Below are 19,546 nucleotides of genomic sequence, written 5' to 3' on the forward strand. Positions count from 1 at the left end.
CCAGCAACGCTTGGCGATACATATTATTTTTTAATACAGTATGTTATATGTGAACATGACCCATTTTCTGTGCAAAAAAATGCGCAACGCAGCTTTCTTTGACGCCATGGCCTCCCATCTTTAGGACACTAGACAAGAACCTCCGGAACCGGCCCAGCGGCCCCGGAGGGAACGGGCCCCGCCCATGGCGGCGCCCGCCGCGCGGCAGCGCGGGGAGCGATCACATTTTTCAATATGCCTCTCAAAGCATAATGCGGCGCGCGGGAAACCCGCAAACCGCGCAACCAGACGGAGGGATCCTATGGACATTTCGAGGCGAAGTTTCCTCAAGGTCGCGGGAGCCGGGGCCGTGGGGCTGACCCTGGGCCAACTCGGCCTGGACCTGCAGCCCGTCGCGGCACACGCCTACGCGATGAAGATCGACGGTGCCAGGGAGGTCATTTCCATCTGCCCGTTCTGCTCGTGCTGCTGCAACGTGCTCATGCACGTGAAGGACGGCACGGTGGTCAACGTGGAAGGCGACCCGGACTACCCGGTGAGCCAGGGCGCGCTGTGTGCCAAGGGCGCCGCGCTGCTCAGCATGCACGTCAACGAACACCGGCTGACCAAGCCCCTGTACCGCGCCCCCGGCTCCGTGCAGTGGGAGGAAAAGGACTGGGACTGGACCCTTTCGCGCATCGCCCGTCTGGTGAAGGACACCCGCGACCGCGACTTCAGGACCGTCAACGACAAGGGCCAGACCATCAACCGCGTGGAATCCATTTTCCAACTCGGCACCTCGCAGATGGACAACGAGGAGTGTTCCGTCTCGCACCAAATGCTCCGAGGCCTGGGGGTCGTCCATATCGACCATCAGGCACGTATCTGACACAGCGCCACTGTACCGGCTCTGGCAGAGTCGTTCGGACGCGGCGCGATGACCAACCACTGGACTGACATCGAACACGCCAACGCCATCCTCATCATGGGGAGCAACGCGGCGGAGCACCACCCCATCTCCTTCAAGTGGGTCCTCAAGGCCAAGGAGAAGGGCGCGGTGGTGATGCATGTCGATCCCAAATTCTCCAGAACCTCCGCGCGCAGCGACTTCCACGTCCCCCTGCGTTCGGGCACCGACATCGCCTTTTTGGGCGGCATGGTGAAGTACATCCTGGACAACGACAAGTTCTTCCACGAATACGTCGTCCAGTACACCAACGCTGCCTGCATCGTGAGCGAGAAGTTCTCCTTCTCCAACGGCATGTTCTCCGGCTTCGACAAGAAGACCGGCCGCTACGATCGCAGCAACTGGGCCTTCGAGCGCGACGAGAACGGCATGCCCCGGCGCGACACGACCCTCAAGAACAAGCGCTGCGTGCTGAACCTCATGCGCGCCCACTACGGCCGCTACACGGTGGACCGCGTGTCCAGCACCACCGGCGTCTCGCGCGAGAACCTGATGCGCGTGTACGAGGCCTTCGCGGCCACGGGCGCCCCCGACAAGGCCGGAACCATGATGTACGCCCTGGGCTGGACCCAGCACACCGTGGGCGTGCAGAACATCCGCCTGGCGGCCATCGTGCAGCTCCTGCTGGGCAACATCGGCGTGGCGGGCGGCGGCATCAACGCCCTGCGCGGCGAGCCCAACGTCCAGGGCTCCACGGACCATGCCCTGCTCTACCACATCCTGCCCGGCTACCTGCCCATGGTCCAGGCCAACTGGCCGACCCTGGCGGACTACAACAAGGCCAACACGCCCAAGTCCAGCGACCCGCAGAGCGCCAACTGGTGGCAACACCGGCCCAAGTACATGGCCAGCCTGCTCAAGTCCTGGTTCGGCGACAGGGCCACCGAGGAGAACGAGTTCTGCTACGGCCTGCTTCCGCGCCTGGACGAGCACGGCGACTACTCGCTCATGTACCTCTTCGACCGGATGTACAAGGGCCAGATCAGCGGCGGCTTCGTCTTCGGCACCAACCCGGCCCAGAGCGCGCCCAACACGCACAAGACCCGGCGCGCCCTGTCCAACCTGGACTGGCTGGTCGTCGGCGAACTGCACCACACCGAAACCTCGGACTTCTGGCACGGCCCGGGCATGAACCCGTCCGACATCGGCACCGAGGTCTTCCTGCTGCCCAGCGCCCAGCGCGGCGAGAAGGAAGGCAGCATCACCAACTCCGGCCGCTGGCTCATGTGGCACTACATGGCCCAGCAGCCCATCGGCGAGAGCCGCCCCCTGGGCGCCATGGTGGTGGACATCATGAACGCCGTGCGCAAGCTCTACCGCGAGGAACCCGGGGCCTTCCCCGAGCAGCTCCTGACCCACGACTGGCCCCAGGCCTACGACCCCGAGCAGATCGCCAAGCGCAACAACGGCTGGTTCACGCGCGACGTGGAGGTGAACGGGGTGGCCTACAAGAAGGGCCAGCAGGTGCCGGGCTTCGCCAACCTCACGGCCGACGGCGCCACGGCCTGCTCCTCCTGGATTCAGAGCGGCTCGTACCTCGACTCCGGCAACCTCGCCAAGCGGCGCGACCTGAGCCAGACGCCCATGCAGGCCAACATCGGGCTGTTCCCGAACTTCGCCTGGGCCTGGCCCATGAACCGTCGCGTGCTCTACAACCGCGCCTCCGTGGACGCCAACGGCAAGCCGTGGAACCCGGCCAAGCCGGTCATCGCCTGGGAGGACGGCAAGTGGGTCGGCGACGTGCCCGACGGCGGCTGGCCGCCCATGGCCAGCGGCAAGGGCAAGCTGCCCTTCATCATGTCCGCCGACGGCTACGGCCAGCTCTACGGCCCCGGCCGCCTGGACGGGCCGCTGCCCGAGCACTACGAGCCCGCCGAAACCCCGCTGGCCAAGAACCCGTTCTCGGGCCAGCTCAGCAACCCGTGCATGAAGCGTATGAAGAGCGACGCCGACCCGCTGGCCAAGCCCGCCGACAGCCGCTACCCCATCGTGCTCACGACGTACTGTCTGACCGAGCACTGGTGCGGCGGCGGCGAGACGCGCAACACCCCCGTGCTGCTTGAGGCCGAGCCCCAGCAGTACGTGGAGATGTCGCCCGAGCTGGCCGAGGAGAAGGGCATCGCCAACGGCGACGTGGTGGTGGTGGAAAGTGCGCGCGGCCGCGTCGAGGCCGTGGCCATGGTCACGGTACGGATGCGCCCGCTGCCTGTGGAAGGCCGGATCGTCCACGAGATCGGCATGCCCTTCTGCTTCGGATGGATGACGCCCAAGTGCGGTGACGCCGTGAACCGGCTGACCCCCGCCGTGGGCGACCCCAACACGACCATTCCGGAGTACAAGGTCAGCCTCGTGAACATCCGCAAGGCCGACAAGGTGACCGAACTGTAGCCAACGCGCCGGGCGGGAGGGAGCTCCCGCCCGGCGGACCACCAAGGAGTCGGACATGCCCAAGGCATTCTTCGTCGATACCACGCGCTGCACGGCGTGCCGGGGCTGCCAGGTCGCCTGCAAGGAATGGCACAACCTGCCCGCCCTGAAGACCCGCCAGACCGGGACGCACCAGAACCCCCCGGATCTGAACCCCTTCAACTACAAGCTCGTGCGTTTCAGCGAGCACCTCATCGATGGCGTCATCCGCTGGTACTTCTTCCCGGACCAGTGCCGCCATTGCGTCCAGCCGCCCTGCCTGTTCACCGCCGAGGACTACGTGCCCGGCGCCATCGTGCAGGACGAGGACACCGGCGCGGTGCTCTACACCGACCTGACCAGGCACCTGACCCCCGAGGAGTTCGAGGAGGTCCGCCACGCCTGCCCCTACGACATCCCGCGCCGCGACAGCGGCACCGGGCTGGTCTCCAAGTGCGACATGTGCATCGACCGCGTGAAGAACGGCCGCGTGCCCATGTGCGTCAAGACCTGCGCCATGGGCGCCATGCACTTCGGCGAGTACGACGACATCCTGGCCATGGCCCAGGAGCGCCTGAAGGTCGTGCTCAAGGAGTTTCCCAACGCGTCGCTGGCCGACCCCGACGACGTGTCGGTGATCTACCTGCTGGCCGACGAGCCCGCACGGCTGCACAAGAACGCCGTGGCCCAGGTCTCGCCCATGAACCGCAAGCAGATGCTTGCCCGGCTGGGCCGGCCCCTGACCCGACTCGGCCGCGCATAATCTGGATACACCTCCACCTGACGGCGGCGGGAAGGCCTTCCGGGGTTTTCCCGCCGCCACTCCACAAGGCAGGTATCATGAATCGAAACGAGGAACTGGAGAACCTGCACACCTGGGCCGAGCGCCTGCGCGCCGACAACGCCTCCCTGGGCGGGCTGCTCGACGCCTTCGAGCCGCTGTTCACCGAGCTGGCCAAGACCCGGGCCGCCTTGCGCGCCGCCGGAATGACCCCGGTGGAGCCCGACGCCCAGCGTCTTTCGCGGGGGCTGCCCCGCTTCGTGGACGCGCCCCTGGGCGACTACGCCCTGGCCTTCCTGGCCTCGGCGCGGCGCATGCTGCCGGTCATGGCCCAGTCCTTCCCCGGCGTGTCCGAAGAACTGCGCAGGCTCATGTATGCGCTGGAATCCGACGCCATGGACCCGGCGGCGCTCATGGAAGCCCTGATCCAGGGCGACGAGGCCGCCCTGGAACGGGTCCGGCCCAAGGAAGTGGGCGTGCGGACCCTGACCCTGGCCGCGACCCTGGTCCTGCGGCCCGTGCTCGAAGTCGTCGGCGTCGAGGTGGCCCGCGCGGCGACCCTGGGCGCCTGGGGCCGGGGCTACTGCCCCGTGTGCGGCGCCCTGCCCGGGCTGGCCATCCTGAGCAGTTCCGGCCAGGACGACCCGTACCTGAAGAAGCACGGCGGCCAGCGCTGGCTGCATTGCTCGCAGTGCGCCAGCCGCTGGCGCTTCAAGCGCCACGCCTGCCCCCACTGCGGCAACGAGGAGCACGGCACCCTGGAGTACTTCCACCCCCGGGAGCACACCGAGCAGCGGGCCGACCTGTGCCGCAAGTGCAACCACTACCTGGCGACCTGCGACGCCTCGGGCGCCACGGAGGAACCGGTGCCCGACGTGGCCGCCCTGGGGCTTTTGCCCATGGACATGGTCATGCAGCGCGACGGCTTCACCCCGGTGGCCCGCACGGCCTGGAACAAACTGGCCCCCTGAGCCCACACGGCGGCCCGCCCGCCTGGAGGAGAGTATGCGAACCCTGATCGCCGCCGCCCTGGCGGCCCTGCTGCTGTCCGGCTGCGCGACCTTCGGCGCGCCGGGCGCCGAAGACGACGCGCTGCTCCAATGCCGCGCCCAGGCCGACGAACACCACAAGGCCCGCTACACCCCGCAGTGGGAAGCGGCCGTGAAGGACTGCCTGGACGCCCGGGCCGAGGCCAAGCCCTAGCTGCCCGTCGGCGCCGCGTCTTGGGCCGGTCGTCCGGCCATGGCGGAACAACGCCCAAAAACTCAAGCCCGCGCAGTGTCGTCACCTGCGCGGGCCTGAATTTTCTGCGCCGAAGCGCCGGGGCCGTCCGCCCGCGGCCCGCTAGCGCCGCACGGCCCAGGGAAAGAGTTCCCCCGCCAGCTCGAAGGCGTTGTCCTGCACGGCGCGCAGCCAGGCCTCGTAGGCTTCGAGCAGCCGAAGCCCTTCGTCGGACAGGCTGTAGCCGCCCTTGTTGCCCCCGGTCTTGACCACCAGGTCGCGGCCCAGGTTCTGCTCGACCTTCTTGATGTGCCCCCAGGCCGCCCGGTAGGACATGCCCAGGTTCCTCACCGCGCCGGACAGGGAGCCGCTGCGCTCGATCTCGCGCAGCAGCATGGCGCAGCCGGGCCCGAAGACCAGCTTGTCCTCGTGCTCCAGCCAAATCTTGACCCGCATCCTCGGTTGCAGCTTCTCCATGCGTTCCCTGCCCTCCGGCCCGCGCCAGTCTGCGCGACGAGGCCCGACCCTAGCAGTTTCCCGCGGTGCTGGGAACTCTTCTATACCGAGCCATTTGCACAGGGGTTCCCTCTTGACCTGCCTCGGTTGTCATGCTCAACTAAGCACAAAAGGCATTATGCCCGACAGAGCATAATGCCCCAGGGAAGCCGGGCCGGATTCGGGGCGGCCCGGGGAACGCGCAACGTGCGACCCAGGGGGTATGCGCATGATGAAATCGGTCCCGGTCCAAGAGGCGGTGGGCATGGTGCTCTGTCACGACATGACCCGCATCGTCCCCGGGGAATACAAGGGCCCGGCCTTCCGCAAGGGCCATGTCGTCACCCGCGACGACATCGGGCCGCTGCTGGAAATCGGCAAGGAACACATCTACGTCCTGAACCTCGAACCCGGGCAGCTCCACGAAAACGAAGCCGCCGAGCGCATCGCCCGCGCCGCCGCAGGGCCCGGCCTGACCCTGACCCCCGTGTGCGAGGGGCGCATCAACCTGCGCGCCGAGCCGGGCCTGCTGTGCGTCAACGTCCAGGCCCTGGAGCGCATCAACGCCATCGAAGAGGTGGTGCTGGCCACGCTGCACACCGGCCAGCAGATCACCGCCCCGCGCGACGTGGCCGGCACCCGCGTGGTGCCCCTGGTCATCGACGAAGCCAAGATCGCCCAGGTCGAGGCCATCTGCGCCGAGTGCGGGCCGGTGGTCCGGATCAAGCCCTTCCGGCCGCTGGCCGTGGGCGTGGTCACCACCGGCAACGAGGTCTACACCGGGCGCATCCAGGACAAGTTCGGCCCGGTCATCCGCAAGAAATTCGGCGCTCTGGGCGCGACGGTGACCGGCCAGCGCTTCGTGGGCGACGACCCCCGGGCCACCTGCGCGGCCATCGAGGCCTTCCTGGCCGAGGGCGCGCAGATGGTCGTGGTCACCGGCGGCATGTCCGTGGACCCCGACGACCAGACCCCGGCGGCCATCCGCGCCACGGGCGCCGAGGTCGTCACCTACGGCGCGCCGACCTTTCCCGGCGTCATGTTCATGCTGGCCTACAAGGGCGACGTGCCCATCGTGGGCCTGCCGGGCTGCGTCATGTACCACCGGGCGAGCATCTTCGACCTGGTGGTGCCGCGCATCCTGGCCGGGGAGCGGCCCCGGCGCGAGGACATCACGGCCCTGGGCCACGGCGGCTTCTGCGCCGGGTGCCCCGAATGCCGCTACCCCGTGTGTCCATTCGGCAAATAGGCACGACCGCGCCCCGGGCGGGGCGCAGGCCATATCGGCAAACCACCCCAGACCTCAAGGAGGGGAACACCCATGCTCAGGCTGACTCTCAACGTCAACGGCGTGGACCGCATGGTGCTGGCCGACCCGGACAGCACCCTGGTCCAGTATCTGCGCGAGGGCCTCGGGCTGACCAGCGTCAAGGTCGGCTGCGGCACGGGCCAGTGCGGCGCGTGCACCGTGTACATGGACGGCAAACTGGTCCGCTCCTGCACGCGCAAGATGAACCGCGTGCCCTCGGGCTCCAGAATCCTGACCCTGGAAGGCATCGGCACCCCCGGCCAGCTCCATCCCATCCAACTGGCCTGGATCGCCCACGGCGGCGCCCAGTGCGGCTTCTGCTCGCCGGGCTTCATCGTCTCCACCTACGCCCTGCTGGAAGCCAACCCCGCCCCCGGCCGCGAGGAAGTGCGCGACTGGTTCCAGAAGCACCGCAACGCCTGCCGCTGCACCGGCTACAAGCCGCTGGTCGACGCGGTGATGGACGCCGCCGCCGTCATGCGCGGCGACATGAGCGCCGACGACCTGCTGTTCAAGATTCCCGAGGACGGACGCATCTGGGGCACCAAGTACCCCCGGCCCACGGCTGTGGCCAAGGTCACCGGCACGTGGGACTTCGGCGCGGACATGGGCCTGCGCCTGCCCCCCGGCAGCCTGCACTGCGCCCTGGTCCAGGCCGAGGTCTCCCACGCGAGAATCCTGTCCATCGACACCAGCGAAGCCGAGAAGATGCCCGGCGTCTTCAAGGTCGTGACCCACAAGGACGTGAAGGGCAAGAACCGCATCACCGGGCTGATCACCTTCCCGACCAACAAGGGCGACGGTTGGGACCGGCCCATCCTGTGCGACGAGAAGGTCTTCCAGTACGGTGACGCCATCGCCATCGTCTGCGCCGACACCGCCGCCAACGCCCAGGCCGCCGTGGCCAAGGTCCGCGTCGAGCTGGAGCAGCTGCCCGAATACATGAGCGCCCAGGCGGCCATGGCCGAGGATGCCATGGAAATCCACCCCGGCACGCCCAACGTCTACTACATCCAGAAGATCGCCAAGGGCGAGGACACCGCGCCCATCTTCGAGAAGGCCGACGTGGTGGTCGAGGGCGACTACTTCACCTCCCGCCAGCCGCACATGCCCATCGAGCCCGACACGGGCTTCGCCTACCTCGACGAGGAAGGCCGGCTGGTCATCCACTCCAAGTCCATCGGCCTGCACCTGCACCTGTACATGATCGCCCCGGGCCTGGGCCTCGAGGCCGACAAGATCGTCATGGTCCAGAACCCCACGGGCGGCACCTTCGGCTACAAGTTCAGCCCGACCATGGAAGCCCTGGTGGGCGCGGCCTGCCTGGCCACCGGGCGGCCCGTGTTCCTCAACTACACCTGGTACCAGCAGCAGACCTACACCGGAAAGCGCTCGCCCCAGTTCACCTCCGTGCGCATGGCCGCCACCAGGGACGGCAAGCTCCTGGGCATGGAAAGCGACTGGACCGTGGACCACGGCCCCTACTCCGAGTTCGGCGACCTGCTGACCCTGCGCGGCGCCCAATTCATCGGCGCGGGCTACGACATCCCGGCCATCCGCGGCGAGGGCCGCACCGTGTGCACCAACCACGCCTGGGGCGCGGCCTTCCGCGGCTACGGCGGCCCCGAGGCCGAGTTCCCCTCCGAAGTGCTCATGGACGAACTGGCCGAAAAGCTGGGCATGGACCCGCTGGAGCTGCGCTACAAGAACGTCTACCGCAAGGGCTCGACCACGCCCACGGGCCAGGACCCCGAAGTCTACTCCCTGCCCGAGATGATCGACACGTTGCGGCCCAAGTATGCGGAAGCCAAAAAGCGCGCCGCCGCCGCCTCCACCGACGCCGTGAAGCGCGGTGTGGGCATCGCCATCGGCGTGTACGGCTCGGGCCTGGACGGCCCCGACTCCTCCCAGGTGGACGCCGAACTGAACCCCGACGGCAGCGTGACCATCTACACCTGCTGGGAAGACCACGGCCAGGGCGCGGACATGGGCTCCCTGGGCACGGCCCACGAGGCCCTGCGCCCGCTCGGCATCGCTCCGGACAAGATTCATCTGGTCATGAACGACACCAGCAAGGCGCCCAACGCGGGCCCCGCGGGCGGCAGCCGCTCCCAGGTCATGACCGGGCAGGCCACCAAGAACGCCTGCGAAGTGCTCATCGCCGCCATGAAGAAGCCCGACGGCTCCTTCCGCACCTATGACGAGATGAAGGCCGAGGGCCTGGAAGTGCGCCACAGCGGCAAGTTCACCGCCCCGGCCCGCGACTGCGACGCCAACGGCCAGGGCAGCCCGTTCTGCTGCTACATGTACGGCCTGTTCATGGCCGAGGTCGCCGTGGAACTGGCCACCGGCAAGACCTCCGTGGAAAAGATGACCATGGTGGCCGACATCGGCAAGGTGAACAACGTCCTGGTCACCGACGGCCAGATCTACGGCGGCATGGCCCAGGGCATCGGCCTTGCCCTGTCCGAGGACTACGAGGACATCAAGAAGCACTCGACCATGGTCGGCGCCGGGTTCCCGTACATCAAGCAGATCCCCGACGACATGGAGATCATCTACGTGCAGAGCCCGCGCCCCGATGGTCCCTTCGGCGCCTCCGGCGTCGGCGAGATTCCGCTGTGCGCCCCGCACCCGGCGATCATCAACGCCATCTACAACGCCTGCGGCGTGCGCATCACCGCCCTTCCGGCCCTGCCGGAGAAGGTGCTTGCCGGGCTGAAGGCCAAGGCGTAAGCAACTGGATAAACAGGCGGCGGCGCTGCGGTTTGCCGCAGGGCCGCCGCCGTCTTTTTCGGAGGCCGCCATGGGCATGGACCAGACGGAACTGCGCCAGTGGGAAGCCCGCTGCACCCAGGAGGAACCCCCGCGCTGCCAGGCGGCCTGCCCGCTGCACCTGGACGCCCGGGGCCTGTGCGAGACCCTGGCCGGGGGCAAGGTGGACGCCGCCTGGGCCACGGCCTGCCGCACCCTGCCCCTGCCGGGGGTCATGGCCCGCATCTGCGACGCGCCCTGCAAGGCCGCCTGCCTGCGCGCCGGGCTCGGCGGCGCCGTGGAAATGGGCGCGCTGGAGCGCTTCCTGGCCCGGGCCGCCACGCGCACCCCGCCCGTGCGGCCCCTGCCCGCCCGGGGCAAGGCCGCCCTGGTGCTGGGCGGCGGGCTGGCCGGGCTGACCTGCGCCTGGGACTTGGCCAAAAAGGGCTACGCCGTGACCCTGGCGGCCCGCGAGCCGGGCCGCGCACTGCTGGACCGCCACGGCGACGAACTGCCCGGGGCCGTGCTTGCCGAGGCCCTGGCCGCCCTGGAGCGCATGGGTGTGACCCTGCGCACGGGCGCCGAGCCCACCCCGGCCATGGCCGGGCGCGAAGACGACCCCGGCGCCCTGCCCGAGGGCATGGACGCAGTGTTCGCCGACCCAGAAGCCCTGCCGCCCGCAGCCCTGGGCGTGGGCGAGCCCGACGCCCTGACTCTGGGCACCACACGCCTGGGTCTGTTCGCCGCACCCCTGCCCGCCGCTCCGGCAGGGGCTCCGGCCGGAGCGGCGCCGTCCCCGGTGCTGCTGGCGGCCCTGGGGCGGCGCGCGGCCAACTCCATCGAGCGCTTCACCCAGGGCGCGTCCCTCACGGCCGGGCGCGAACGCGAAGGAGCCTTCGAGTCGCGCCTGTCCACGGACCTGACGGGCGTGGCGCCCCTGGCTCCGCCGCCCCCGCCCCCGGACGGCCCCGATGCCGCCTGGGCCCGGGCAGAAGCCGGGCGCTGCCTGCGCTGCCAGTGCATGCAGTGCGTGCGCCAGTGCGCCTACCTGGAGCACTACAAGGGCTACCCCAAGGTCTACGCGCGCCAGATCTACAACAACGCCTCCATCGTCATGGGCATGCGCCAGGCCAACACCATGATCAACTCGTGCATGGTCTGCGGCCTGTGCGAGGCCATCTGCCCCGAGGATTTCGACATGGGCGAACTGTGCCTCACGGCGCGGCGCGACATGGTGGCGCGCGGCAAGATGCCGCCCTCGGCCCACGACTTCGCCCTGGACGACATGGCCCAGGCCTGCGGGCCGGACTGCACCCTGGCCCGCCACGCCCCCGGCGAGACGGCCAGCGCCTTCGCCTTCTTCCCCGGGTGCCAGCTTGCGGCCTCGGACCCCGGGGCCGTCGAGCGGGCCTACGCCCTGCTGCGCAGCGCCCTGCCCGGGCCCACGGGGCTGCTGCTGCGCTGCTGCGGCGCCCCGGCGCACTGGGCCGGGCGCGAGGCCCTGTTCACCCAGGTTGGCGAGGCCCTGCGCGCCGACTGGCAGGCCCTGGGCCGACCGGAACTCGTGGCCGCCTGTCCGACCTGCGCCCTGACCCTGCGCCGGGCCCTGCCCGAGGCCCGGGTGGGCACCCTGTGGGAGGCCCTGACCCGGCACGCCGCCCCCGCCCCGGCCCCGGGCTCCGCCCTGGCCGTGCACGACCCCTGTGCCTCGCGCCACGACACGCCCCAGCGCCAAGCCGTGCGCGACCTGCTGCACGCCCTGGGCCGCGAGACCGTGGAGCCCGTCCTCACGGGCGAATACACCGAGTGCTGCGGCTTCGGCGGCCTGCTCGACGCCGCCAACCCCGCCCTGGGCGCCGAGGTCGCCGCCCGGCGCGCCCGGGCGGCCAGCGAGGATTTCGTCACCTCCTGCGCCATGTGCCGCGACATGCTGGCCCGCGCGGGCAAGCGCGCCCTGCACCTGCTGGACCTGCTGGCCCCGGGCGAGGCGCCCGACCCGGCGGCCCGCCCCGCCCCCGGGCACTCCGCCCGGCGCGAGAACCGCGTACGCCTGCGCGAGGCGCTGCTGCGCGGCCTGTGGGCCGAGGAGCCCGGCCCGCGCCCGGCCCACGAGGCCGTGGCCCTGACCCTCGCCCCCGAAGCCGCCCGGGCCATGGAGGACCGGCGCATCCTGGTCACCGACCTGCAAAAGGTCATCCTCCACGCCCGCGAGACGGGCCGGGCCATGGTCAACGCCGCCACGGGCCGCCATCTGGCCAGCCTGCAGCCCGGCCCGGTGACCTACTGGGTGGAATACGAACCCGACGACGCGGGGGGTTTTGTGGTCCACAAGGCCTGGAGCCACCGCATGCAGATCATGGGAGGCCGGTCATGAGCACCATGAAGGTTCTGGACGGCGACTATTCGGACTGGCGCTGCACGGCCTGCGGCCAGCCCCTGGTCATGGCCCCGGCGGTGCTGGAATACATGGGCAGCCGCTTCGAGGTCGAGCTGCCGCGCTGCACGGCCTGCGACCTGACCCTGGTGCCCGAGGACCTGGCCCTGGGCAAGATGCTCGAAGTGGAAAAGCTGCTGGAGGACAAATGAGCCACGAGGCCGCGCCCCGAAACAGCGCTCCGGCGGCCCCCTGCGCCGGGCCCTCGTGGCGCGACCCGGCCCTGCGTGCCGTCACCGGGCCGACCCTGCGCCCGGGAGGCTTCGCACTGACCGAGCGCGCCGTGGCCCTGGCCGGGCTCTTGCCGGGCTGGCCCGTGCTGGACGTGGGCGCGGGCGGCGGTGCCAGCGTGGCCCGGCTGCGCAGCCGCCACGGCGCCCGGGCCGTGGGGCTGGACCCGGACCCCGGGCAACTCGACGCCCCGGTGCAGCCCGGGCTCCCGCTCATGCGCGCCGCAGCCGGAGCCCTGCCCGTGCGCGCGGGCAGCCAACGGCTGGTGCTGTGCGAATGCGTGCTGTCCCTGGTGCCCGACCCGGCGGCGGCCCTGGGCGAGTTCGCGCGCGTGCTGACCCCGGGCGGGGTGCTGGCCCTGGCGGACCTCTGCCTGCCCCCGGGCGCGCCCCGGGTCGAAGGGACGGGAGGGATCGAAACCCCTGAGGAACCCGGAGAGCAGGCGCCCCCCTCCTGCGCCACCGGAGCCAGGACGGTGGCCGAGGTCGCGGCCCTGGTGCGCGCCGCCGGACTCGACCCCTTCGCCGTGGAGGACCACGGCGCCCTGGCCCGGGAGCTGGCGGCACGGCTGGCCTTCGGCGGCGCGGCCCCGGCCTGCCCGGCGCGGCGCGGCTATTTTCTGCTCCTGGCCCGTAAACCCGGAGGACCGACATGACAGACACGATGGGCATGATGGGCGAAACGCCCCTGCGCATGGCGCGGCTGGCGGGTGCGGGCTTCTGCTGCGCCCAGATTTTCGTACTCCTGGCCCTGGAGGACCTGGGCCGCGACAACCCCGACCTGGTGCGCGCGGCCCAGGGCCTGTGCCTGGGCGCGGGCGACTGCGCCGGGCCCTGCGGCGCCCTGACCGGGGCGGCCCTGGTGCTCGGGCTGCACGCGGGCCGGGGTCAGGCCGGGGAGGAACCCCACGACCGCCTGCCGCTGATGCTGGCCGAACTCAACGACTGGTTCCGCGAGACCGTCGGTGCGCGCCACGGCGGCGTGAGCTGCGGGGCCATCACCGGCGGCGACTGCACGGCCCCCGACCGCGCCGTATGCGGGGCCATCGTGGCCGAGACCTTCGAGCGAACCATGGACCTGCTGGCCGAAAACGGCATCGACCCGACCCTGGGCCGTCCGGCATGAGCGCTCCCGATGCCCCGCAACCCACGGCCAGCGTCTGCCCCGTCTGCCTGGAAGTCGTCCCGGCCCGGCGCGAAACCGTGGGCGGCCAGACCCGACTGGTGAAGACCTGCCCGCGGCACGGCGAGTTTTCCACGCCCATATGGCGCGGGGCTCCGGATTTCGCGGGCTGGCTGCGGCCCAAGACGCCCTCGCCCCCCGCCGCGCCCGCCACGCCCCGGGCCCGGGGCTGCCCCTACGACTGCGGCCTGTGCCCGGACCACGGCCAACACACCTGCACGGCCCTGGTGGAGGTCACCTGGCGCTGCAACCTGGCCTGCCCGCTGTGCTTTGCCAGCGCGGGCGAGGCTCCACGCCCGGACCCGGCTCCCGGGGCCGTGGCCCGGCTGCTGGAGGGCATCATGCGCCAGTCCGGGCCGTGCAACATCCAGCTTTCGGGCGGCGAACCCACGGTGCGCGACGACCTGCCCGCCCTGGTGGCCCAGGCCAAGGCCACGGGCTTTCCCTTCGTGCAGCTCAACACCAACGGCCTGCGCATCGCCCGCGAGGACGGCTACGCCGAGACCCTGGCCGCCGCCGGGCTGGACTCGGCCTTCCTGCAATTCGACGGCGTGACCCAGGGCCCCTACGAAGCCCTGCGCGGGCGCCCCCTGCTGGAGGACAAGCTCGCGGCCATCGAGGCCCTGGCGCGGGCCGGGGTGGGCGTGGTGCTGGTGCCCACGGTGGTGCCGGGGGTCAACGACGCCGAGCTGGGCGCCATCCTGCGCCTGGGCGTGGAGCGGGCCCCGGGGGTGCGCGGGGTGCATTTCCAGCCCGTGAGCTACTTCGGCCGCCACCCGGGCTCCCCGGCCCCCCCGGCCGAAACCGCGCGCATCACCCTGCCCGAGGTCATGACCGCGCTGGAGGCCCAAACCGCAGGGCTGGTCCACGCCGCCGACTTCTCGCCCCCGGGCTGCGAGCACGCCCTGTGCTCCTTCAACGCCAGTTACCTTGTGGGCGAAGACGGCGGCCTGACGCGCCTGTCGCGCGGGGGCGGCAACTGCTGCGCGCCGCGCCCCGCCGCCGAGGGCGCGGACAAGGCCAAGGCCTACGTGGCCCGCCAGTGGGCCGCCCCCCGGGGCGCGGCCCTGCCCATGGCCGGGCCCGCCGACGACCTGGACCGCTTCCTGGCCCGGGCGCGCACGCATATCTTCGCCGTGTCGGCCATGGCCTTCCAGGACGCCTGGACCCTGGACCTGGAGCGCCTGCGCGGCTGCTGCATCCACGTGGCCGCGCCCGACGGGCGGCTGGTGCCCTTTTGCGCCTACAACCTCACGGCCACGGACGGCACGCCGCTGCACAGGGCCACCAGCGCCCGGCGCGAGGCCCCGCACCCCATCCGCCCATGAGGCCCGGCCATGCACGCCCTTGACCGCTGGCTGAACCGGCGCATGGGCCTCCCGGCCCAGGGCCCGCCCCCCGGCCGGGAGGAACTCGCCGCGTGGCAGATGGCCCGCCTGCGCGAAACCGTGGCCCTGGCCCGGCGCGAGAGCCCCTTCTACCGCGAACATCTGGCCGGGGTGGACCCCGCCGCCCTGCGCGCCCCGGCGGACCTCGCCCGCCTGCCGCGCCTGGAGGCCCGGGCCCTGCGCGCGGCGCCCGAACGGCTGCTGTGTACCTCGCAGGACGAAGTGGCCCGGGTGGTGACCCTGGCCTCCTCGGGCTCCACGGGCGCGCCCAAGCGCCTGTTCTTCACCCGGGCCGACCTGGACGCCACAGTGGACTTTTTCCGCCACGGCATGGAACTGCTGGCCGCCCCGGGGGACGTGGTCCTGGCCCTGCTGCCCGGAGCCGGCGAGGACGGCGTGGGGCGGCTGCTGACCCGGGGCGTGGAAGCACTGGGCGCGCGCTGCCTGTGCTGCCCCGAGCCGTGGAACGTGCCCGCCGCGCTGGACGTGCTGAAGCATTCCGGCGCCCGGGTGCTGGTGGGCACGCCGGTGCACGTCCACGCCCTGGCGCGCCTGGCGGCGGCGCGGGGAGTGCCTCCCGGGCAGGTACGCCGGGTGCTCATGTGCTGGGACGCGCTGCCCGAAGGCCTGGCCGCGCGCGTGCAGGCCCTGCTGGGCTGCGCCGTCCACGAGCACTGGGGCATGACGGAAACCGGCCTGGGCGGCGCCGTCTCCTGCGGCCGGGGCCCGGGCATGCACCTGCGCGAGGCCGACCTGCTGGTCGAAATCGCCGACCCGGCCACGGGCGCGCCCGTGGCCGACGGCCAGTGGGGCGAAATCATCATCAGCACCCTGGGCCGCCGGGCCATGCCGCTCATCCGCTACCGCAGCGGCGACGCCGGGCGCATCCTGCCCGGGGCCTGCCCCTGCGCCAGCCCCCTGCGGCGGCTGGACACCGTGCCGGGACGGCTGGGGGCCGGGAGCGGCCCGGGCCGCGCCACCCTGGACGCCGCAGTGCTGGCCCTTGCGGGCGTCCTGGATTATGCCTTGAGCCGGGGCCCGCGCCCCGGGGCATGGCGACTGGACCTGTATCTCGCGCCCGGCGCCCAAAGCCCCGCGCGGGCCGTGGCCGCCGCCCTGGCGGCCCCCCCCTGGAACGCCTCGCGCGCCGATATCCGCGTGGCCGCGCGCGACGGGCGCATCGCCCCGGGCTTCGCCAAACGGGCCATGCCTCCGGCCCCCGGAACAACGGACGACAAGGCGGACAACGGACCAACCAACGGAGAAACGTCATGAACGACTGCCTGCGCGCCGTGCGCACGGCATTGGAAGCGGGCCGGGACCTCGTGCTGGCGACCATCGTCTCCAGCAGCGGCTCCACCCCGCGCGGGGCCGGGGCCATGATGGCCGTGCGGCCCGACGGAAGCATCGAGGGCACCGTGGGCGGCGGCCTGCTGGAGGCCCGGGCCATGCGTGCCGCCCGGGAGCTGTTCGCCCGGGGTCCGGCGGCGGCGTGCGTGCAGCGCCACGAGTTGGACAACGACCTGGCCGCCAAGGCCGACATGGTCTGCGGCGGACGGGTGACCGTACTGCTGGAACGCCTGGGCCCGGCCGACGCCCCGGCCTTCGCCGCCCTGGACGACGCCCTGCGCCGGGGACGGCGCGCGACGCTGCTCACGGCCCTGGAAGGCCCCGCCGAAGGCGCCCTGCGCGCCACGGCCCGGGCGGCCCTGGCCCCCGGGCAGCAGCCGCCGTCCTGGCCGGGGCACGACCCCGCCGCCCTGGCCGGAGCGCGCGACACGGCCCAGAACACGGGCCGCCCCGGGCTGCTGCCCGTCCCGGGCGGCCTCCTGGCGGCCCTGCCTCTGGCGCCGCAGCCCGCCGTGTTCATCTTCGGCGCCGGGCATGTGTCGCGGCCCACGGCCCAGGTGGCGCGCATCGCGGGCTTCCGCACCGTGGTTCTGGACGACCGGACCGAGTTCGCCAACCGCGAACGCTTTCCCGACGCCGACGCCGTGCTGGTCCCGCCGTCCATGGACCGGGCCCTGGACGGCCTGGAGGTGGGCGAGGCCGATTCGCTGGTCATCGTCACCCGGGGCCACCTGCACGACAAGACCGTGCTGGCCGCCGCCCTGCAAACCCCCGCGCGCTATGTGGGCATGATCGGCAGCAGCCGCAAGCGCGACGCCGTGTACGCCGCCCTGCGCGACGAGGGCGTGCCCGATGCGGCCATCGCCCGCTGCCATTGCCCCATCGGCCTGAGCATCGGCGCGCGCACGCCCGAGGAGATCGCCGTGAGCATCGTGGCCGAGCTGGTGCAGTGCCGCGCGGCGGCCGAGGGCGGCAAGTGAAGCCCGCGCAGGGCGCACCGGGCGGCCAGTCCGCGCCGCACCCGGCGGCTCCGGCAGACGCGGCGGAGGCCCGCCCTCCCCTGCGCCTGGGCGCCGTGGTGCCCGCCGCCGGGCTGTCCGCGCGCATGGGGCGGCTCAAGCCCGCCCTGCCCCTGGGCGACGCCACGGTGCTCGAATGCGCCGTGGCCTGCCTGCGCGAGGCCGGGGCCGCCGATGTGGTCGTCGTCACGGGCCGCGAGGCCGACGCCGTGGCCGCCCTGGCCCGGCGTGCCGGGGCCCGCCCGGTGCACAACCCGCGCTACGCCGAAGGCATGTTCGGGTCCATGACCACGGGCGTGGCAGCCCTGGGGCCGGAGGTCGAAGCCTTTTTCGTGTTGCCCGCGGACACGCCCCTGGTCCGTCCGGCCACCTGCCGCGCCGTGGCCGCCGCCCTGGCGGCGAGCGACGCGGACTGGGCCGTGCCGTGCTTCGCTGGCCAGCGCGGGCACCCGCCCGCGATCCGCGCCCGGCTCATCCCGGCCATCCTGGGCCCCGACGACGCCCAGGCCCGAGGGGGCCTGCGCGCGGTACTCGAAGCGCCGGGCGTGGCCGTGACCGAGGTGCCCGTGCCCGACGCCGCCGTGCTCATGGACCTGGACGAGCCCGGGGACTACGAGCGCGCCACGGCCCTGGCCGCGCGGCGCCACGTGCCCCTGCCCGGGGAGGTGGACATGCTCTGGACCCTGGCGGGCACCCCCGAGGCCACCCGGGCCCATTGCCGGGCCGTGGGCCGGGCCGCCGCCGCCCTGGCCCGGGCCTTGAACGCCCGCCTGGGCACCCCGGAGCGCCCGGAGCCGCTGGACCCGGCCCTGGCCGAGGCCGGGGGGCTGCTGCACGACTTGGCCAAGGGCCACAAGCGCCACGAGGCCGAGGGCGGGCGGCTGCTGGCGGCCTGGGGCTTCACGGCCCTGGCGCCCCTGGTGGCGGCCCACCGCGACCTGGAGCTGGCCCCCGGAGTCCTGCCCGGAGAGCGCGAACTCGTCTTCCTGGCCGACAAGCTCGTGCGCGGCGAGGAACCCGTGCCCGTGGCCCGGCGCTACGACGAAAAAATCGCCCAGTGGGGCCATGAGCCCGAGGTGCATCGGGCCATCGAGGGCCGCAAGGCCCGGGCCCTGGCCGTGGCGGCCCGGGTGCGCGAACTGCTGGGCCCCGGAGCCCCGGATTTGCTGGATGTCATACGCGAGGGGCGGCCATGATCGTGCTGCTGCGCCACGCCGAAGCCCAGGGCGGCCAGGGTCGCTTCATCGGCGGCACGGACCTGCCCCTGTCCGCCACCGGGCAGGCCCAGGCCGAGGCGCTGGCCGCCGCCCTGGCCCCGGCCCGGCCGCGCGCCGTGTTCGCCAGCCCCCTGGCCCGTGCCCAGGCCACGGCCCGGCCCCTGGCCGAAGCCCTGGGCCTGCCCGTGGGCACCCTGCCCGGGCTGGCCGAAATCGACCTCGGCACCTGGGACGGCCAGCCCCGCGAAGCCGTGCGCGCCGCCGACCCGGCGGCCTACGCCGCCCGGGGCCGCGACTTCACCCACTTCCGCCCCCCGGGCGGCGAGAGCTTCGCCCAACTCCAGGCCCGGGCCCTGGCGGCCCTGGCGACGCTGACAACTCTGGCAAAGGAAACGGAAACGGCACAGGTGGCCGCAGAAAGAAGTTCCCGAACCCCGGCTCTCCCCGCTCCCGATATCGCTCCGGCCTGCGCCCCCGGCAACGCCATGGCCCACTTCGAGCCCGGAGCGGCGCGTTTCGCCGCTTCGCCGCCCTCCGGCCCCGTCGTCGCCGTGACCCACGCCGGGGTCATCCGCGCCGTGCTCTGCCACGCCCTGGGCATGCCTCTGGAGCACCTTTTCCGCCTGGAGCCCCTGCACGCCCGCGCCACGCTGCTGCGCCCCCGGCCCGGCGGCTTCACCCTGCTGGCCTTCAACCTGCCCCCCGCCGCCGTGGCGCCGCTGCTCTGAGCCCGGGCCGTCCCCGGTCCCCCATCCATTCCGCCGGAAACCCCACCCCGAATCCAAGGCACATCAGGCTGACCAGACGGTGCCC

16 protein-coding genes are annotated in these 19,546 nt (G+C 72.1%); 15 read left to right on the forward strand and 1 reads right to left on the reverse strand.

Annotated features, from left to right (window positions below; all coding sequences use genetic code 11):
* The first annotated feature begins 301 nt into the window (after positions 1 to 301).
* The 4 genes from fdnG (at position 302) to ACZ5KV_RS01625 (ending at position 5,336) form a co-directional block, all read left to right on the forward strand.
* Complete coding sequence (gene fdnG, locus ACZ5KV_RS01610) at positions 302 to 3,334, forward strand: formate dehydrogenase-N subunit alpha (protein WP_464240598.1); 3,033 nt, start codon at positions 302 to 304, stop codon at positions 3,332 to 3,334.
* 55 nt (positions 3,335 to 3,389) lie between these two features.
* On the forward strand, positions 3,390 to 4,115 hold the full coding sequence (locus tag ACZ5KV_RS01615; protein ID WP_464240599.1) for a 4Fe-4S dicluster domain-containing protein: 726 nt from the start codon (positions 3,390 to 3,392) through the stop codon (positions 4,113 to 4,115).
* A gap of 77 nt (positions 4,116 to 4,192) precedes the next feature.
* Entirely contained in the window at positions 4,193 to 5,104 is a 912-nt protein-coding gene (locus ACZ5KV_RS01620) for a formate dehydrogenase accessory protein FdhE (RefSeq protein ID WP_464240600.1), read from the forward strand.
* 34 nt (positions 5,105 to 5,138) lie between these two features.
* Positions 5,139 to 5,336 carry a hypothetical protein gene (locus tag ACZ5KV_RS01625; protein ID WP_464240601.1) on the forward strand — a complete coding sequence of 66 codons (198 nt, stop codon included), beginning with the start codon at positions 5,139 to 5,141 and terminating at the stop codon, positions 5,334 to 5,336.
* A gap of 141 nt (positions 5,337 to 5,477) precedes the next feature.
* Here the strand turns inward: ACZ5KV_RS01625 and ACZ5KV_RS01630 are convergent, their stop codons facing one another.
* A complete protein-coding gene (locus ACZ5KV_RS01630) occupies positions 5,478 to 5,831 on the reverse strand; it encodes a winged helix-turn-helix domain-containing protein (protein ID WP_464240602.1) in 354 nt (117 codons plus the stop codon).
* A 250-nt stretch (positions 5,832 to 6,081) separates the two neighbouring features.
* On the opposite strand from ACZ5KV_RS01630, the gene ACZ5KV_RS01635 reads away from it, so the two are divergent.
* The 11 genes from ACZ5KV_RS01635 to ACZ5KV_RS01685 all read left to right on the forward strand — a co-directional run bounded on the left by ACZ5KV_RS01635 (position 6,082) and on the right by ACZ5KV_RS01685 (position 19,461).
* Complete coding sequence (locus ACZ5KV_RS01635; protein WP_464241791.1) at positions 6,082 to 7,098, forward strand: molybdopterin-binding protein; 1,017 nt, start codon at positions 6,082 to 6,084, stop codon at positions 7,096 to 7,098.
* Between the two features lie 72 nt (positions 7,099 to 7,170).
* Complete coding sequence (locus ACZ5KV_RS01640; protein ID WP_464240603.1) at positions 7,171 to 9,894, forward strand: molybdopterin-dependent aldehyde oxidoreductase; 2,724 nt, start codon at positions 7,171 to 7,173, stop codon at positions 9,892 to 9,894.
* Between the two features lie 70 nt (positions 9,895 to 9,964).
* Entirely contained in the window at positions 9,965 to 12,286 is a 2,322-nt protein-coding gene (locus tag ACZ5KV_RS01645) for a pyridine nucleotide-disulfide oxidoreductase/dicluster-binding protein (protein ID WP_464240604.1), read from the forward strand.
* Positions 12,283 to 12,498, forward strand: a complete 216-nt coding sequence (locus ACZ5KV_RS01650; RefSeq protein ID WP_464240605.1) for a DVU_1557 family redox protein — start codon at positions 12,283 to 12,285, stop codon at positions 12,496 to 12,498. The genes ACZ5KV_RS01645 and ACZ5KV_RS01650 overlap by 4 nt, the downstream gene beginning before the upstream one ends.
* A complete protein-coding gene (trsM, locus tag ACZ5KV_RS01655) occupies positions 12,495 to 13,232 on the forward strand; it encodes a DVU_1556 family methyltransferase (RefSeq protein WP_464240606.1) in 738 nt (245 codons plus the stop codon). The genes ACZ5KV_RS01650 and trsM overlap by 4 nt, the downstream gene beginning before the upstream one ends.
* Positions 13,229 to 13,702: a DVU_1555 family C-GCAxxG-C-C protein gene (locus ACZ5KV_RS01660; RefSeq protein ID WP_464240607.1), complete on the forward strand. Its 474-nt coding sequence runs from the start codon at positions 13,229 to 13,231 to the stop codon at positions 13,700 to 13,702. Before trsM ends, ACZ5KV_RS01660 begins: the two co-directional genes overlap by 4 nt.
* Positions 13,699 to 15,087 carry a radical SAM (seleno)protein TrsS gene (gene trsS, locus ACZ5KV_RS01665; RefSeq protein ID WP_464240608.1) on the forward strand — a complete coding sequence of 463 codons (1,389 nt, stop codon included), beginning with the start codon at positions 13,699 to 13,701 and terminating at the stop codon, positions 15,085 to 15,087. The genes ACZ5KV_RS01660 and trsS overlap by 4 nt, the downstream gene beginning before the upstream one ends.
* A 9-nt stretch (positions 15,088 to 15,096) precedes the next feature.
* Positions 15,097 to 16,422 (forward strand): DVU_1553 family AMP-dependent CoA ligase, encoded by a 1,326-nt coding sequence (locus ACZ5KV_RS01670; RefSeq protein ID WP_464240609.1) that lies wholly within the window; start codon positions 15,097 to 15,099, stop codon positions 16,420 to 16,422.
* The gene (locus ACZ5KV_RS01675) at positions 16,419 to 17,477 is read left to right on the forward strand and encodes an XdhC family aldehyde oxidoreductase maturation factor (protein WP_464240610.1); all 1,059 of its coding nucleotides are present in this window, start codon (positions 16,419 to 16,421) and stop codon (positions 17,475 to 17,477) included. Before ACZ5KV_RS01670 ends, ACZ5KV_RS01675 begins: the two co-directional genes overlap by 4 nt.
* Positions 17,474 to 18,712 (forward strand): DVU_1551 family NTP transferase, encoded by a 1,239-nt coding sequence (locus tag ACZ5KV_RS01680; RefSeq protein WP_464240611.1) that lies wholly within the window; start codon positions 17,474 to 17,476, stop codon positions 18,710 to 18,712. The genes ACZ5KV_RS01675 and ACZ5KV_RS01680 overlap by 4 nt, the downstream gene beginning before the upstream one ends.
* On the forward strand, positions 18,709 to 19,461 hold the full coding sequence (locus ACZ5KV_RS01685) for a histidine phosphatase family protein (protein WP_464240612.1): 753 nt from the start codon (positions 18,709 to 18,711) through the stop codon (positions 19,459 to 19,461). Before ACZ5KV_RS01680 ends, ACZ5KV_RS01685 begins: the two co-directional genes overlap by 4 nt.
* Positions 19,462 to 19,546: the final 85 nt, after the last annotated feature.

Source organism: Desulfocurvus thunnarius (genome assembly GCF_055390965.1).